The sequence below is a fragment of the Gellertiella sp. DMC107 genome, assembly GCF_056313605.1.
Window position 1 is genome coordinate 682,169 of sequence record NZ_JBQUZZ010000002.1, and the last position, 14,934, is coordinate 697,102.

General features: G+C 64.1%; 15 protein-coding genes and 2 tRNA genes. 4 read left to right on the forward strand and 13 right to left on the reverse strand.

What is annotated here, in order from left to right; genetic code table 11:
* Window positions 1-23: 23 nt before the first annotated feature.
* The 13 genes from ACT54B_RS08690 to ACT54B_RS08750 form a co-directional block, all read right to left on the reverse strand.
* A complete protein-coding gene (locus ACT54B_RS08690; protein WP_476044275.1) occupies window positions 24-1,481 on the reverse strand; it encodes an O-antigen ligase family protein in 1,458 nt (485 codons plus the stop codon).
* Window positions 1,478-3,571: a GumC family protein gene (locus tag ACT54B_RS08695; RefSeq protein WP_476044277.1), complete on the reverse strand. Its 2,094-nt coding sequence runs from the start codon at window positions 3,569-3,571 to the stop codon at window positions 1,478-1,480. Before ACT54B_RS08695 ends, ACT54B_RS08690 begins: the two co-directional genes overlap by 4 nt.
* A gap of 287 nt (window positions 3,572-3,858) precedes the next feature.
* Entirely contained in the window at window positions 3,859-4,245 is a 387-nt protein-coding gene (locus ACT54B_RS08700; protein WP_476044279.1) for a hypothetical protein, read from the reverse strand.
* A 148-nt stretch (window positions 4,246-4,393) separates the two neighbouring features.
* Window positions 4,394-4,469 (reverse strand) — tRNA-Phe (locus ACT54B_RS08705).
* 222 nt (window positions 4,470-4,691) lie between these two features.
* A complete protein-coding gene (yacG, locus tag ACT54B_RS08710) occupies window positions 4,692-4,904 on the reverse strand; it encodes a DNA gyrase inhibitor YacG (RefSeq protein WP_476044280.1) in 213 nt (70 codons plus the stop codon).
* 2 nt (window positions 4,905-4,906) lie between these two features.
* Window positions 4,907-5,524, reverse strand: coding sequence for a Maf-like protein (locus ACT54B_RS08715; RefSeq protein ID WP_476044282.1), 618 nt, complete (start codon window positions 5,522-5,524; stop codon window positions 4,907-4,909).
* A 30-nt stretch (window positions 5,525-5,554) separates the two neighbouring features.
* Window positions 5,555-5,773 carry a translation initiation factor IF-1 gene (gene infA / locus ACT54B_RS08720; RefSeq protein ID WP_014327290.1) on the reverse strand — a complete coding sequence of 73 codons (219 nt, stop codon included), beginning with the start codon at window positions 5,771-5,773 and terminating at the stop codon, window positions 5,555-5,557.
* 138 nt (window positions 5,774-5,911) lie between these two features.
* Window positions 5,912-6,388: an arsenate-mycothiol transferase ArsC gene (locus ACT54B_RS08725; RefSeq protein ID WP_476044284.1), complete on the reverse strand. Its 477-nt coding sequence runs from the start codon at window positions 6,386-6,388 to the stop codon at window positions 5,912-5,914.
* A 7-nt stretch (window positions 6,389-6,395) separates the two neighbouring features.
* Window positions 6,396-6,872, reverse strand: coding sequence for a UPF0262 family protein (locus ACT54B_RS08730; RefSeq protein WP_476044286.1), 477 nt, complete (start codon window positions 6,870-6,872; stop codon window positions 6,396-6,398).
* Window positions 6,873-6,875: 3 nt separating this feature from the next.
* Window positions 6,876-8,174 (reverse strand): histidinol dehydrogenase, encoded by a 1,299-nt coding sequence (gene hisD, locus ACT54B_RS08735; RefSeq protein ID WP_476044288.1) that lies wholly within the window; start codon window positions 8,172-8,174, stop codon window positions 6,876-6,878.
* A gap of 61 nt (window positions 8,175-8,235) precedes the next feature.
* Window positions 8,236-8,676: a DUF2948 family protein gene (locus ACT54B_RS08740; protein ID WP_476044290.1), complete on the reverse strand. Its 441-nt coding sequence runs from the start codon at window positions 8,674-8,676 to the stop codon at window positions 8,236-8,238.
* Between the two features lie 123 nt (window positions 8,677-8,799).
* The gene (gene murA, locus ACT54B_RS08745) at window positions 8,800-10,092 is read right to left on the reverse strand and encodes a UDP-N-acetylglucosamine 1-carboxyvinyltransferase (protein WP_476044291.1); all 1,293 of its coding nucleotides are present in this window, start codon (window positions 10,090-10,092) and stop codon (window positions 8,800-8,802) included.
* Between the two features lie 151 nt (window positions 10,093-10,243).
* Window positions 10,244-10,516: a hypothetical protein gene (locus tag ACT54B_RS08750; protein WP_476044292.1), complete on the reverse strand. Its 273-nt coding sequence runs from the start codon at window positions 10,514-10,516 to the stop codon at window positions 10,244-10,246.
* 220 nt (window positions 10,517-10,736) lie between these two features.
* On the opposite strand from ACT54B_RS08750, the gene ACT54B_RS08755 reads away from it, so the two are divergent.
* From ACT54B_RS08755 to ACT54B_RS08770, 4 genes are all read left to right on the forward strand, one after another.
* Window positions 10,737-10,811, forward strand: a tRNA-Thr gene (locus tag ACT54B_RS08755).
* A 76-nt stretch (window positions 10,812-10,887) separates the two neighbouring features.
* Window positions 10,888-11,442, forward strand: coding sequence for a regulatory protein RecX (locus ACT54B_RS08760; protein WP_476044293.1), 555 nt, complete (start codon window positions 10,888-10,890; stop codon window positions 11,440-11,442).
* Window positions 11,443-11,552: 110 nt separating this feature from the next.
* The gene (locus ACT54B_RS08765) at window positions 11,553-12,515 is read left to right on the forward strand and encodes a bifunctional enoyl-CoA hydratase/phosphate acetyltransferase (protein ID WP_476044295.1); all 963 of its coding nucleotides are present in this window, start codon (window positions 11,553-11,555) and stop codon (window positions 12,513-12,515) included.
* Between the two features lie 733 nt (window positions 12,516-13,248).
* Window positions 13,249-14,871 (forward strand): methyl-accepting chemotaxis protein, encoded by a 1,623-nt coding sequence (locus ACT54B_RS08770; protein WP_476044297.1) that lies wholly within the window; start codon window positions 13,249-13,251, stop codon window positions 14,869-14,871.
* Window positions 14,872-14,934: the final 63 nt, after the last annotated feature.

Here is a 14,934-nt window from a genome sequence, read left to right on the forward strand (position 1 = left end):
GTTTGCGAGAAAATCTGATGGGGTCAGCCGGTCCGGTCGAAACGCGCCCGCGAAAGCGGCGGTCGGCTGGCGCCCGATCCGGGCGAGAGCGTCCCGTCCGGCTTGTCGGCTATGCAGGCCATGGCGGCGAACGCCCAGAACAGAAATCCGAGCTCGCCGGAGGCAACGCTCGCAAAGGGCATCTGGAACAGGTAGCCGCAGCCAAGTCCGCCGAGAACCACCGTATGCAGGTCGGGCCGGACGAAGACGCGCGCGATCATGCGGGACGCGGCCCAGACAAAGGCAGACAGGCAGATGAAGCCCACGACGATGCCCATCATCAGCCAGCAGGCGATAATCATGCCATCGACCGGCATGTTGCCCGCCGCACCGGGATCGCTCTCGGAAAAACCGATGCCCGCAAGCGAACTCTGAGGGCTTTCCCAAAGCGTCACGAATTCCTGAAGGCGCTCCTGGAAACTGCCGTCCTGGGTTCCCTGGGAGAAGGTTTCGAAGCGCTCCATCAGGGCATCGTTGAAGGAGGGTATGGTGATGGCGACCATGCCGCCGAAGAAGAGGGTTGCCAGAATATAGGCACTGCGGGTGCGGGTGCTGGCAAACAGCGTGCAGAAGGCGATGCTGAGGGCCAGAGACAGCCAGGCGGTGCGATACTGGGACAGGATCAGCGCCATGCCGGCTGGCAGCACGGCAAGCCCTGCGAGAAGAGGCGGCCGGAGAAAGCTGACGATCACGATCCCGATCGCCGTGAAGGTCGCGAAACTGGCCGGGCCGTTGAGCGTGCTGAAAACGCGGATCTCGTAGGGCAGCGGCAGGCCCGCCGTGATGGTCTTGGCGAAATCCAGCCAGTAGCGGTCCCACTCGGGCGGATCCACATATTGCAGCATGCCGTAGAGGCCCATGACGGGCAGAATGATCTGGAACATGTCCGCCGCCGCCGTCAGCAGCCGTTCGCGATTGCCGGTCTCGATGATCACCATCGCATAGAGCAGCGGCGCGATCCACTTCAGCGCCGCCGAGAAGGCGTCGAGCCAGGCGCCCTTGAACATCGAGAGAAACACGGCATAGGCCACGCAGCCCAGAATGATCGTCGCCGGAGCCAGGCCTTTCTCCAGCGGATTGGTGCGGCCTTCGACGATAGTGAACAGCCTTGGCACCGGAACGAGCATCGTTGCCAGCGGGCCGATCAGCATCAGCCCCAGCTCGTCGAAGCTGACGTAGTAATCGACCACGCGGCGGGCGAACGGGGCGAAGCAGAGCAGCATCAGAAGCGCCTTGAGATGCGATTCCGGGCTCTGCCGCCAGGAGACGACACCCACGAACAGGCATCCGATGCAAAAGGCAAGCCGGGTAAGCCCGCCGCCGACCGGCGCAAGGCCGATGGCGCCCACCAGCAGCAGGATCGACCACACCCAGCTGGGCAGGGTGCTCCAGGACATCCGGAACCGGAACCAACCGGCAGAAGAGCCCGTGGTCGCGGTCATGGCATGGCCCGCCGTCTTTCGGGCAGGCGGTTTGCGGCGGCCAGCACCCGGTGCAGGGTTTCTGCCGGGCGCGCCTGTGCCACCACATAGCCCCGGATGTCGAGGCCGAGTTCCCGCAGCCGGGTTGCCACGTCAAGGGTCGCTTGGCCCTCCGTCTCGTCCATCGACGTGGTGAACAGCGAGGCCTGCACATGGCCGGCGATCAGGCCGCCATCCATGGATCCATCCAGCGGCGGGCAGTCGAACAGGATCAGGTCGTAACCGCGCGCCCATCCGATCAGGGATGCGACCACGGCGGGATCGAACTCGTCCGCAGGGTCAAGCCGCCCTTCGCCGGCGCCGATGAGATCGATATGGGTGGCGAGGTCCTGCAGAAGGTCATCGGGCGGGACCCCCCGGTCCAGCATGTCCTGAAGGCCTGGCCCCCGCGCAAAGTGCGACAGCCCGTCGCCCCGCCCGGATCTCAGGTCCGCATCGACCAGAAGCACCCGGTAATTCCGCTCCGCCGCCGCGATGGCCAGCATGGCCGCGAACAGGCTGCGCTGGGGCGAGGCAAAGGCGGAGAGAAGGGCAAGGCTGAGGGGCCGCTTCATCCGGGATGCGGTCATCAGCTCCCCGACCAGAAGATCCACGGCCTCCCGGCACTGGCCGTATTTCATATTGTCCAGCGCCTGGGCGAAGAGATCGCGGCCGGGCACGTCCGCCAGGCTCAGGCTTCCGAGGAGCGGCAAGGGCGTCCGTCCCGCCGGGCGAGGCGGGATCGCCGCCGCCTCGGCGGGCAGCTCGTTCCTGCGGGAACGGTTGTCGACCACGATGGCCACCAGCACCGCCAGCACGAGCGCCAGCGCGAAACCGCCGCTGACGAAGGGAATGGTCTTCGGGAAGAAACGTTCCGTGGGCACATCTGCCTTGCTGTTCAGGTGCAGGCGGCCCGGCGCCGCAAATGTATCGGCCACGAGCTTCTGCTTCTCGACCGACAATTCCACATAATACCGTTTCTTCGCCTCCAGATCCCGGATGCTGTCCTCTATGGAGGATGCGGCATCGCGGGCATCGGACGCCTCGGACTTGGCATCGCCGAGCTGGGCCTGCAGGGCCGACACGACCCCCTCTGCCGCGTCGAGCTTTTCCCGGGCCGCACTCTCGATGCGTTTCAGTTCGGTGCGGTAGGACTGATCCAGGGAAGCGACCTTGCCCCGCAGCATCTGGAGTTGCGGATGGTTCGGGCCGAGATTGAGCGCCGCCGCCTGAGCCGCCGCCTGGGCGGCGTTCAGCTGTCGCTGGATGTCGTAAAGGCCGGGATTGTCGATCCCGAGGCTGAGCGCCGTGGCGTTGTCGAGACTTCCCTGCCGGATGGCATCGAGAATGGAGCGGGCATTGAACCGCTCCGACTCGGCGGTCGCCAGCCGGTTGGAGACGCTCGTCAGCTGTTCCGATGTCAGGGCGGCCTTCTCGCCGCTGACCAGGCCTTTTCGTGTGCGGTAGGCTTCGACGAACGCGGTTTTCTCGCGGATGTCGCGATCGAGCTCGGTCAATTGGGCGGTGAGAGCCTCGATGGCCTTGCTGCCCTTCTGCGTGAGTTCGTCCTGATGGGCGGCGATGATCGTCTCCGCCAGACGATTGGCCATGAGGGCCGCGGTCTGGGGATTGCCGGAATTATATTTGACATAGAGAACGCGCGACCGCCCCGCTCCGTTGACGGAATAGCGCTCTCGCAGATAGGCGATGGCATCGGGGCTAGCCGTTTCAAAGCCCGAGCATGGCTGCGAACTGAAGAACCCTGCCTCGCTCCGGCACTCCGCCGCGGCCGCTTCTTGTGCTTCGGGCGACTGGAGCACATCCCGCAACACGGCGACCGATTCCGCGATATAGACCTGGCTTTCGATGTCGGAGGGATCGCCGAGATAGATGGGGGCAACCTTGTCGAAGGCCTTCAGCGGCTCGACCAGACTGATGACGGCGATGGCCACATAGCGGGAGGGAATCAGCACCAGCGAGAGGATCACCGCGGCCCATACGGCGACAAACACCGCGCAAACGAGTGCGCGCCTCCTCCAGAGCACCACAAGAGGATTGTTGGTCCACGTCATTCTTGGATCAAGAATGGGGTTGATGTCTCGCCTGGTCTCCACAGGATGTCCCGATCTCGCCGATGCCACCCGTTTCCATCCACCGGGGCCGAGCCCGGCCCGCCAAGACGGCAACGCTCCGTGCGCGCGGGAAGCCCGGTCGGCTTCGGTTGATCTCACTGCACAAATCAGGAGGAGAATGCCCGCATCATGGTTAAGAAACTCTAAGGAATTTGCAGTGCCTGAACGCCGCAAATCCTGGCATGGCTGTTGCAGAACCGGAAAGGGAAGCCGCCGGTCCGGTTGGCTCAGTCGGCGCGGCCTTGTCTTTCGACGCGTTTCCAGGCCTCTACGATGATCTCGATCAGGATCTTCCGGTCCGCTTCTTCTGTCGTCGCCGGCGCCCCCAAGCCCTTCGCCACCTTGGCCGCATCCCGGAGCGCCTCCTCACAATGCGGGGAATGGGGCCGTCCCTCGATCACATCCGCATAGCAATAGCCGAGCGAGGGCCGGTGCAAATCCCACATGGCAAGCGCCCCGGCAATCGCCGATTTGGAGTTTTGCAGGCTCTTGTTGAACATGCTGGCATGCCCCGGCGAAGGGGAAAGCGCCGCTGCCGCCAGAAACAGAGACACCGCGCCATGCAGGCGGCGTCTGCGCGCAGGCGTGGTCAGGAGAGCGTAGATCCTCGCCAAATCGAATTCCTTCCCTGTCCGCTGCAGGTTCTCACGCAGCCGTGTTCCCGGGTCAAGCAGCGCTCGCCGCAGTCCCCGCATGGGCCGCAGCGGGCGTTCTTCGGCCTTGGCCCACTCACACAGATGAAATTGTCATTATGAAGGAGAATGGTGCCCGGAGGCGGATTCGAACCACCGACACGCGGATTTTCAATCCGCTGCTCTACCAACTGAGCTATCCGGGCATCTTGGCTTTCGCCATCCGGTTGGAACCGGCGGGGGTCGTTTCCCCCGGAAGCGAGCGGGGTTATAACATCCTGATCGGCTATGTCCAGCACCTCATGACACTTTTTTCAAAGAAAAATCCCGGTTGGAGGATTATCAGGCCGGAGAGGCCTATCGTCTTGAGCGCAAACAGAAAAAGCGGCCGCCGGAGGCTGCCGCTCGCAGGGGATGCCGAAGACGTCTCAGCCCTCGTCGTTGCCGCCGCCGGCCTTGGTTTCGTCCTCGGTCACGGGGATCGCATAATTGCCGTTCAGCCAACGGGACAAATCCACATTGCGGCAGCGTTCCGAGCAGAAGGGATAGCTGTCGCGAGACGACGGCTTGCCGCATTCGGGGCAGGGGCGCGGTTTTCGCAAGGGCTCCACCTTGGCGGAGCGGGATTTCTGATCGTTCATTGTCAGCCGTCCAGCCAGCCGCTCATCACGTCGAAGCCTTCTCCCGCCAGCATCTGGGCGGTCTCGAACAGCGGCAGTCCCACCACATTGGTGTAGGAACCGGACATTTTCTGGACGAAGGAGCCCGCAATGCCCTGAATGCCATAGGCGCCGGCCTTGCCCTGCCACTGGTTGGAAGCGACATAGGTGTCGATTTCCTTCCGCGACAGGCGCTTGAACCGCACCTTGGTTTCCACGACCTTCTGCCGGAACTGGCCCGACGGCGTGACGATGCAGACCCCGGTATAGACCCAGTGGCTGCGGCCGGAAAGAAGATGGAGCGAGGCGCGGGCGTCTTCCGAAAATTCGGCCTTGCCCAGGATGCGCCGGCCGACGGCAACCACCGTATCGGCTGCCAGCAGGAAACTGCCCTGCCAGACCGGCTCTCCCCGGATTGCCGCGAGCGCGGCGGCCGCCTTTTCCCCGCTCAGCCTGCGGGCCAGCGAACGCGGATGTTCCGCGCGCTTCGGCGTTTCATCGAGATCCATGGGCATCAGCCGGTCGGGCTCGATGCCGATCTGCTTCAGGAGGTCGAGGCGGCGCGGTGAGCCCGAGGCCAGGATCAGCTTCTGTTTCAACACGGGCAATAATCCTGGGTGTGACGGTGTGTCTTATTTGAAGCGGTAGGTGATGCGACCCTTGGTCAGGTCGTAAGGGGTCATTTCCACCAGCACCTTGTCGCCGGCCAGAACGCGGATTCGGTTCTTGCGCATGCGGCCAGCCGTGTGGGCGATGATTTCATGATCGTTCTCGAGCTTCACGCGAAAGGTCGCGTTGGGCAGGAGTTCGGTGACGACGCCGGGGAATTCGAGGACTTCTTCCTTAGCCATGCAGTGGGTATCTTCCTTTGAAGCGGGTTCGCGGGTCTCGCGGCAACCTCGGTAAAAATTTTGGCGGAAACTACACAATCGGCAAGGCTTTGTGAACCTTGGAGATTGCCTTTCTGTCATGAATTGCGGTCAATTCCCTCAGCCGGGGCCCTGTGCCCGGCCGGCGGAGATCAAAAACCGCTCGCGGATCATGCGTTCCAGCCCGTCGCGCACGTCCCGATAGGCGGACAGCACCTGGTCGCGGCTGCCCGAAACGGCGCTCGGATCGGCTGCGGGCCAGTAGATGACCTCCACCGCACTCGACCGGGTAAGCTCCAGCGCCCGGTGATGCGCCTCCGGTGAAAGCGTGATCACCAGATCGAAATAATCGTCTTCCAGATCGTCCAGCGTCTGCGGTTCGCGTTTGCCGAGCGACAGGCCGATCTCGGCCAGGACGGCATCCACAAAGGGGTCGCGGTCGCCGCGCCGCACGCCGGCCGAAGCAATATAGACCTGCGGCAGAAGCGACTTGGCGATGGCCTCCGCCATGGGCGAGCGGATCGCGTTCATGGCGCACATGAACAGGATGGCGCCCGGCACCTTCTGGCGTTCGCTTGCGCCCCCCGGCTGATCCATGGGCGACCTATCCGCGCCAGTACAGCACGCAGACCAGCGTGAACAGCCGCCGCGCGGTGTCGAAATCGATGCGGATCTTGCCCTCCAGCCGGTCCATCAGGGTTTGCGAGCCCTCATTATGAATGCCGCGCCGCCCCATGTCGATGGCCTCGATCTGGCTGGGGGTCGAGGACCGGATCGCCTCGTAATAGCTCTCGCAGATCATGAAGTAGTCCTTGATGATCCGGCGAAAGGGGGTCAGCGAGAGAATATGGGTCGCGACATCGGCGCCGTCTTCGGTCTTGATCGAAAAGACCAGCTTCGAATCGACCAGCGAGAGATGAAGCTTGTAGGGGCCGCCCGGATGTCCCGCGGGCTCGAAGCTGTTTTCCTCGATCAGGTCGAAGATCGCCACCGCCCGTTCGTGTTCCACATCGGGCGTCGAGCGGCCGATGGTTTCATCCAGGATGACATCGCACAGCCGATGGGCACCCTTCGCGCTCATCTGTCAGTTCCCTTCGTTCAGGCGGATCGCGACCGACCGCGCATGGGCATCGAGCCCCTCGCAGCGGGCCAGCGTGATGGCAGCCGGCGCCAGCTGGCGAAGCTGGTCGGGGCCGAGCCGCAGGATGGAGGTGCGCTTGACGAAGTCCAGCACCGAAAGCCCGGAGGAGAAGCGTGCCGAACGGGCCGTCGGCAGCACATGGTTCGATCCGCCCACATAATCGCCGATCACCTCGGGCGTATGCCGCCCGACGAAAATGGCACCCGCATTGCGAATGCCGGCGATGAAGGGTTCCGGATCGTCCATGGCCAGTTCAAGATGCTCGGCGGCGATCCGGTTGGCGAGCGGCATGCCGTCCTTCAGGTCGCGGACATGGATGACCGCGCCGAAATCGCGCCAGCTCGCGGATGCGGTGCCGTTGCGCGACAGCGTCTTTAGCTGGCGTTCCACGGCCTGTTCCACCGCCTTGCCGAAGGCCGCGTCATCGGTCAGCAGGATCGACTGCGCGCCCTCGTCGTGCTCGGCCTGGGCCAGCAGGTCGGCGGCAATCCAGTCCGGATCGTTCTGGCCATCGGCAATGACCAGCACTTCCGACGGGCCGGCGATCATGTCGATGCCGACGGTGCCGAAGACCTGGCGCTTGGCGGCCGCCACATAGGCATTGCCCGGACCGGTGATCTTGTAGACCGGGGCGATCGTCTCGGTGCCATAGGCGAGCGCCGCTACGGCCTGTGCACCGCCGATCCGGTAGATTTCCGTGACGCCGGCAATCTTAGCCGCGGCAAGAACGGCTGGGTTGATCGCGCCGTTCAGCGCCGGAACCACCATGACGATGCGATCGACGCCCGCCACCTTCGCCGGCACCGCATTCATCAGCACCGAACTCGGATAGCTCGCCGTCCCGCCGGGCACGTAGATGCCGACGGCATCGATGGCCGTCCAGCGCGAACCGAGCCCGACACCGATGGCGTCTTCGTAGAGATCGTCCTTCGGCATCTGCCGGGCATGGTGGGATTCGATGCGGCGGGCGGCAAGGCGCAGGGCCTCGACGATGGCGGGATCGACGGTGGCCAGCGCCTCGTCCAGTTCCGCCTCGGTCACCCGCATCGGCTTGTCGTTGAAATCCAGCTTGTCGAAGCGCAGCGTATATTCGGCAAGTGCGCGGTCGCCGCGCGCCCGGACATCGTCGATGATGGCCTTCACGGTGGCGTTGACATCTTCCGAGACCTCCCGCTTGGTCGTCAGGAATTGAGAAAAGCGCGCCTCGAAATCGTCTGCCGCGTGATCAAGCCAGATCGCCACTGTCGTCCTGTCCCCCGAATTCGTTCATTCCGTCTGTAGCGGGCGAAGCCGCGCCTTGCAATCAGCTCTCGAGCGGATGCTGCGGGCGTGATCTGGTTTCCCACGCGCCGCCCGTATCCGCAAGCTGTCCTTCGATACATTCCACATCGAGCTGAAGGGCGGCTTCGCCGGCGAAGACCAGTTCCAGCGCGCCTTCCGGGCCTTCGTCCTTCTGGTAGAAGCGGATGGCGAGCAGCGAGAGAACCTGGTCCCGGTTGGCCCTGTCGAAACCGCGGCTGCGCACGGCCGTGACCCGCTTGAAGGTCAACACGGCGCGGCGGCGTTCGAATTCCTTGCCCTTCGACACGGCGTCTTCCCAGACGAAGCGGTTGGCTGCGAGCGTGAAGACGCCCTGCTTCACCGCAAAGCCGATATCGCCCACCTTCAGGACAGCGTCCTGCAGATGGGCCGAAAGGATTGCGAGATCTTCCGTATCGAGTGCGAGAAGCTTCAAAGCGCCCATGAATGTCACCTGATGTTGGGAGGGCCGGTCCTGCCCTGCCTCTCCCGCACATAGGATGTTGCAGCGCAAAAAACCAGCCTGCCTGCGTGCAAAATCCGGGTTTGGGGCCGGAAGAGGCTGCGATCAGTCGCTGACGCGCTCCACGATGGCGCCGCAACGGGTCAGCTTTTCCTCCAGCCGCTCGAAGCCGCGGTCGAGGTGATACACGCGGCTGACCATGGTTTCGCCTTCGGCCGCGAGGCCGGCAATCACGAGCGACACCGAGGCGCGCAGGTCCGTCGCCATCACGGGGGCACCCCGCAGCCGCTCGACGCCTTCGATTTTCGCCGTCTGGCCGGAGAGCGAAATCTTCGCACCGAGGCGGGCGAGCTCCTGCACATGCATGAAGCGATTCTCGAAAATGGTTTCGGTGATGTGGGAAACGCCGCTCGACCGGGTCATCAGCGCCATGAACTGCGCCTGAAGGTCGGTCGGGAAGCCGGGGAAGGGGTCCGTGACCACATCGACGGGCTTGATCACGCCGCCATTGCGCACCACGCGGATACCGCTTTCGGTGGAGGTCACTTCGGCGCCGGCGCGGCGGATGGCTTCGAGGGCCGTCTCCAGCAGGTCGGCGCGGGTGCCTTCGAGCGTCACGTCACCGCCGGTCATGGCGACGGCCATGGCATAGGTGCCGGTTTCGATGCGGTCGGGCAGCACCCGGTGGCGGGCGCCAGACAACGCATTCACGCCCTCGATGGTAATGGTGGACGTGCCGGCGCCGTAGATGCGGGCGCCCATGGCATTCAGGCAGTCGGCGAGATCGACCACTTCGGGCTCGCGGGCCGCATTGCCGATCACCGTCGTGCCGCGGGCGAGCGCCGCCGCCATCAGCATCACGTGGGTGGCCCCGACGGATACTTTCGGGAAAGTGTAGCGGGCACCGATCAGGCCGCCCTTCGGCGCCGTGGCATTGATATAGCCGCCGTCGATTTCCATCGTCGCGCCGAGGGCCTGAAGGCCCTCGATGAACAGATCCACGGGACGCGTGCCGATGGCGCAGCCGCCCGGCAGGGACACCCGCGCCTTTCCTTCGCGCGCCAGAAGCGGGCCGATCACCCAGAAGCTTGCACGCATCTTCGAGACAAGCTCGTAGGGTGCCGTGGTGTCGACGATGGTGCGGCAGGTGAAGTGAATGGTGCGGGAATAGCCCTCGCCCTGCTTCTCGCGGCGACCGTTGACGGATATGTCGACGCCGTGATTGCCGAGGATACGGACGAGCTGTTCGACATCGGCCAGATGCGGCACGTTTTCGAGCGTCAGCGTGTCGCTGGTCAAGAGCGAGGCGATCATCAACGGCAGGGCCGCATTCTTGGCGCCCGAGATCGGGATCACGCCCTTGAGTTCATTGCCGCCGACAATCCTGATACGATCCATGGAATTCCCCGGTTCCCCGCATGAGTAGAAAGCGCGGGTCATAGAACAAAACAGCCGGCGCTTCAATTCAGAAAGCCTGAAGCGCCCATGTGCCCGGTTTCATCCGTGGCGAATGAGGCCTTTTTGCGAGCCGAAGCAGGGCTTGGCCGCCCTAGAGACCATCCTCGCCTTCGTCCGCGCGGCTCGCCGGCAGGCCGATGCCCGTTTCCGCCTCGCCGGAGCGCCGGGCCCGCACCTGCTGCTTGCGACGCAGCAGATTTTCACGCAGCTTTTCCGCGGCCCGCGCCTTTTTTCGCTCCGCTTCCGCAAGACGATTGATCTTGCGCGCCGGAAGCAACGCGGATGCGCTGTCCGCCGGGTCGGAGGCGCCGCCCGTATCTGGGGCCTCCTCTTGAAGATCCCTGTCTTTTCCGTTCTCCTGCATGGTCTGTCCCGATACTCTGTCCCTGCGTCGCCTTGCCCGCCACGGAAGCCCATGCCCGGCGGTGCAACGCCTTCTCGTTAGCGCAAATCCGCAGGGCAACGAAGACGGTTTTTCAACATCGCTCCGCAAAGAAGTTCAAAATGCGGCTTGCACTCATCCGAATCCTGTGGCATTAGCCGCCTCGCTCCGGCACGAACACCACTTCGTCGCCAAACGGTTAGCTGCTATAGCTCAGGGGTAGAGCACTCCCTTGGTAAGGGAGAGGCCGAGAGTTCAAATCTCTCTAGCAGCACCAGTTTTCTTCCCCCGCCTTTACCGTCGATTGCAGAGAGCCTGCACTTCATGGTTCTCGTTTCATGGGGTGTCCTGTGATGGATGAGACTGCCGATCCGCCTCTTGACGACGAACCCGCGCCGGGTCCCACGGACCGGATGCTGGCCTGGGCCCGAAATTCCAGTCTTTACCGTCTCAATCGCCGGATGATGACCGAGCATGAACTGTTCGAGGCGCTGCGCCGCAAGGCCTTGTCGAAATTCGAAGGGATCGGCGACGGAATGGCCAGGCAGCTGGCCGGTCACGGGGTGGATTTCTGCAGGCAGCATGGCTTCCTCAACGACCGCACCTATGCCGAGGTCAAGACCGTGTCGGCGGTACGGACCGGCCGTTCCCGCCGCCGCATTGCCCGGGACCTGGGGCTGAAAGGCGTCGCCCGGCCGCTGATCGAGGACGCCCTTCAAGAGGTGGACGATCTCGAGGCGGCCATCGCCTTTGCCCGCAGGCGGGCTTTCGGTCCTTTCCGCAAACTCGCCGCCGATGAAAAGCGGATGGCCAAGGAGTTTGCCGCCTTCGCCCGCAACGGTTTTTCGAGCGGTGTGGCCCGCCAGGTGCTTTCCATGACCGAAGACGACCTCGACGCGCGCGGCTAGCAGGGCTGGACTTTGCTGCGAAACGGAAGGACCTTGACCGCGATCAAGGCCGGCAGGGACAAAGCGTTCCATGGAAGCCGCCGCAGCAACAACAGCAGGGACCCGAGCAGATGAAGGTGAGATTCGATACGGTGAAGGTGGCAGCCGAATTGCTGGACCGCGCCAGGCGCAAGCCTTCGATCCGGACCGCGGTGGTTCATCCCTGCAGTCCGGATGCCCTTGCCGGGGCGCTGGAAGCGGCGGAACTCGGCCTTATCGAGCCGATTCTGGTCGGCCCCCGGCAGAAAATTCAGGAAACGGCGGAAAAGGCCCATCTGGAGATCGGCGCCTATCGGCTTGTGGATGCGCCCTTCAGCCATGCGGCTGCGGCGGTGGCGGTGGAACTCGCCCGCACCGGCGAAGCCCAGGCGCTGATGAAGGGCAGCCTGCATACGGACGAGCTGATGGGCGAAGTGGTCAAGCGCGAAAGCGGGCTCCGCACCGAGCGGCGGATCAGCCACATTTTCGCGATGGCGGACGACAGTTTCCACAAGCCTTTCATCATCACGGATGCGGCCATCAATATTGCCCCGGATCTCCTGACCAAGCGGGATATTTTGCAGAATGCGGCGGATTTCCTGTACGGGATTGCCGAAAAGCCGATCCTGCCGAAGGTGGCCGTTCTCTCGGCCGTCGAAACGGTCAATCCGTCCATGCAATCGACCATCGATGCGGCGAGCCTTTCCAAGATGGCCGACCGCGGGCAGATCCGCCGCGCGATCGTCGATGGTCCGCTTGCCTTCGACAATGCCATGAGTGTCGAGGCCGCCCGCACCAAGGGCATCCTCTCCGCCGTTGCCGGCGATCCGGACATCCTGCTGATGCCGGATCTGGAATCCGGAAACATGCTGGCCAAGCAGCTGATCCTGCTGGGTGGCGCCGTTTCGGCCGGGTTGGTGCTCGGCGCCCGCATTCCGATCATCCTGACCAGCCGCTCCGATGGCACGGCCTCCCGCACGGGCTCGGCAGCGCTCGCGGTGCTGATGGCGGATGCCCAGGCGAATGGCAGGCTGGGCTTCACGGCAGAGGGCTGATCGCTGAAAAGAAAAATGCGCCGGAGGTCCGGCGCATTTCTTCTGAGGCATGCAATGTGTCAGGTCCGCCGCATGTCGGACGGCCCGCGCGGGGCCTTCCGATCCGGATCTGCCGGTGAGCGGAGCGAAGCGTTCGGCAGGTTTTCGTCTTGGGTCAGAAAACCCGTTGCCGGCAGGCGCGTCCATTCCGCTCGATCGTCAACAGAAGGGTCTGTGCCACAAGCGTGAGGGTGGTGATCAGCGCTACGCTCATACCGAGAACAATCATTGTTCGCACCTCGTCTGTGAAGCTCATCTCCATCTGTGCTTTCACAATTAGGGAAATATCCTTGCGCGAGCCTGTCGTCCCGGCGCGCGCCCGGCATCGACCGCGCGGCCGGAAGGGGCGCGCAAGGCGTGCTTTAGGCCGGTTGGACCTACTCAAGCGCGATTTAAACAAGAGATTTGTTTCATTTGGGCCGCATTGACAAAACCATTAACCTTCAGGCAAGGAATTAACCATAAACATTTAGGGACACGTCGGAATGGGCAGCTGTGTCAGCGCCCTCAGGCATGATAGCCGCCCCGCCGTACCGGTTACGACCCGGTATTATCCTCACAAGTTCAGTTCCGGAGCCGGCACGGCCCTGACCCTCCATTTGCGGCGGGTAAGGCGTCTACGGCAGCCCGCTTCGGTTATCCGTGGTTGCGGCGCATCGCCAAGGCGTGCGTCGGTGTGGTTTTGAGGTCGGTCTTGGGGCACGATACGACATCCGATCAGGCCAGGAGGGCACAGGCAGGCAGCCTGCGCGACCGCTTGCGCTTTGCCGGTTTGTCGGAAGCCGAATGCGATCTTGTCCGCCGCCACCGACCGCTTCTGCTGCCGCTGGTCAACAGCGGCCTGCGTGACCTGTTCGAGCGCTTCCAGTCCCATGCCGATGCCGCGCAGAATTTTGCAAGCGACCGGCAGCTGGATCGCCTCCACGATCTCTTCGCCTCCCATTGGGACGTGCTCACCGATGCCCGGTTCGACAGCCTCTATGCCGAGCGGGTCAAGGTCCTGTCCGATGCCCAGTCGCGCATGGGGCTCGATCCCCGCTGGCACATGGCGGCCCATGCGGTCGTGCTGGAACATGTGGTTCTCGGATTGATCGCCGAGGGCGAAAGCCGCGGCTGGCTGCTGAAGAACCGCCGGCGCGCCCGGGACATGCGCGAACTCGTCGCCGCCGTCACCCGGCTTTCGATGGTCGATGCGGAGATTGCGGTATCGCTTCGCTTCAACCAGCTTCGCCGCGAGCACAGGGATGATCTCGCCGCAGCCCAGGAGGCCGAGCGCGAGGAAGTCCACCGGATTTTCGCCTCCTCCATCACCGCCCTCAGGGATCGGGATTTCACCACCCGCATGCCGGACGATGTGCCCGAAGCCTATGGCGGCCTTGCCGGCGGGTTGCAGCAGGCCATCGAAGGTCTGCGCGAGACGTTCATGGCCCTTGCGAGCGGCGCCGGCGATGTGGAAACCGGATTGAAAGACATGGCGGGCCGCCATGCCGAAACCCTGAAGATCACCAGCGAGGGCGCGGGCGACCTGCGCCACGCCATGGGCAATCTCGGTGCGCTTGTGGCGCGCGTCCGGGAGAATGCCGAGGCCACCCGTTCCGCCGAAGCAGCCTCTGCCTCCACGCGCCGTGCGGCCGAGGAAAGCGGCGCCATCGTTGGCCGCGCCATCGAGGCGATGGCCGGCATCGAGGCATCGGCCGAACAGATCGGCCAGATCATCGGCGTTATCGACGAAATCGCCTTCCAGACCAACCTGCTCGCGCTCAATGCAGGCATCGAGGCCGCGCGCGCCGGCGACAGCGGCCGCGGGTTTGCCGTGGTTGCGCAGGAGGTACGCGCGCTTGCGCAGCGCTCCGCCGATGCGGCCCGGGAAATCAAGACGCTGGTGACGGGCACCAAGGCCCAGGTGGATTCCGGGGTCCAGATGGTCGCCCGCACCCAGGAAGCCATTGCCGCCATCGCGGAACAGGTCACCGGCATCAACGGCGCCGTGGCCGTCATAGCCGAGGAAACAGCGGGCCAGGCGCGGGATCTCGACGGCGTCAGCGGCGCCATCGGCGGCATTGGCGCACGCTTCGACGGTGCGGCGCTCGAAGCACGCCAGACGGCGGGCGAAGACGACCGCCTCCACAGCGTCATACTCGAATTGGGGCAGACGATCCGGGAATTCCGGATCGAGCGGCGCGAGGCCGAACGACGGGCAAGCCTGCACTATGTGCCGAAGGCCGCACCGCGCATGGCCGAAGAACAGGATCACTGGCAGTCAGGTATCGGCGAGGGGGCGGATCATCCCCCCTATCTCTCCGCCCTTTCCCGGTGAGAAGACGGACGGGCAGAAAAAAGGCGACCGGACCAACCGGTCAGGAGAATGGAACAAGGCAAG

What these genes read in the sequence shown, in the direction of transcription:
- ACT54B_RS08690 (WP_476044275.1), bottom strand. Translation starts at nt 1,481, where the DNA reads ATGACCGCGACCACGGGCTCTTCTGCCGGTTGGTTCCGGTTCCGGATG.
- yacG (WP_476044280.1), bottom strand. Translation starts at nt 4,904, where the DNA reads ATGAACGATCAGAAATCCCGCTCCGCCAAGGTGGAGCCCTTGCGAAAA.
- ACT54B_RS08750 (WP_476044292.1), bottom strand. Translation starts at nt 10,516, where the DNA reads ATGCAGGAGAACGGAAAAGACAGGGATCTTCAAGAGGAGGCCCCAGAT.
- ACT54B_RS08740 (WP_476044290.1), bottom strand. Translation starts at nt 8,676, where the DNA reads ATGGGCGCTTTGAAGCTTCTCGCACTCGATACGGAAGATCTCGCAATC.
- ACT54B_RS08730 (WP_476044286.1), bottom strand. Translation starts at nt 6,872, where the DNA reads ATGAGCGCGAAGGGTGCCCATCGGCTGTGCGATGTCATCCTGGATGAA.
- ACT54B_RS08725 (WP_476044284.1), bottom strand. Translation starts at nt 6,388, where the DNA reads ATGGATCAGCCGGGGGGCGCAAGCGAACGCCAGAAGGTGCCGGGCGCC.
- ACT54B_RS08695 (WP_476044277.1), bottom strand. Translation starts at nt 3,571, where the DNA reads ATGACGTGGACCAACAATCCTCTTGTGGTGCTCTGGAGGAGGCGCGCA.
- ACT54B_RS08760 (WP_476044293.1), top strand. Translation starts at nt 10,888, where the DNA reads ATGGATGAGACTGCCGATCCGCCTCTTGACGACGAACCCGCGCCGGGT.
- infA (WP_014327290.1), bottom strand. Translation starts at nt 5,773, where the DNA reads ATGGCTAAGGAAGAAGTCCTCGAATTCCCCGGCGTCGTCACCGAACTC.
- murA (WP_476044291.1), bottom strand. Translation starts at nt 10,092, where the DNA reads ATGGATCGTATCAGGATTGTCGGCGGCAATGAACTCAAGGGCGTGATC.
- ACT54B_RS08765 (WP_476044295.1), top strand. Translation starts at nt 11,553, where the DNA reads ATGAAGGTGAGATTCGATACGGTGAAGGTGGCAGCCGAATTGCTGGAC.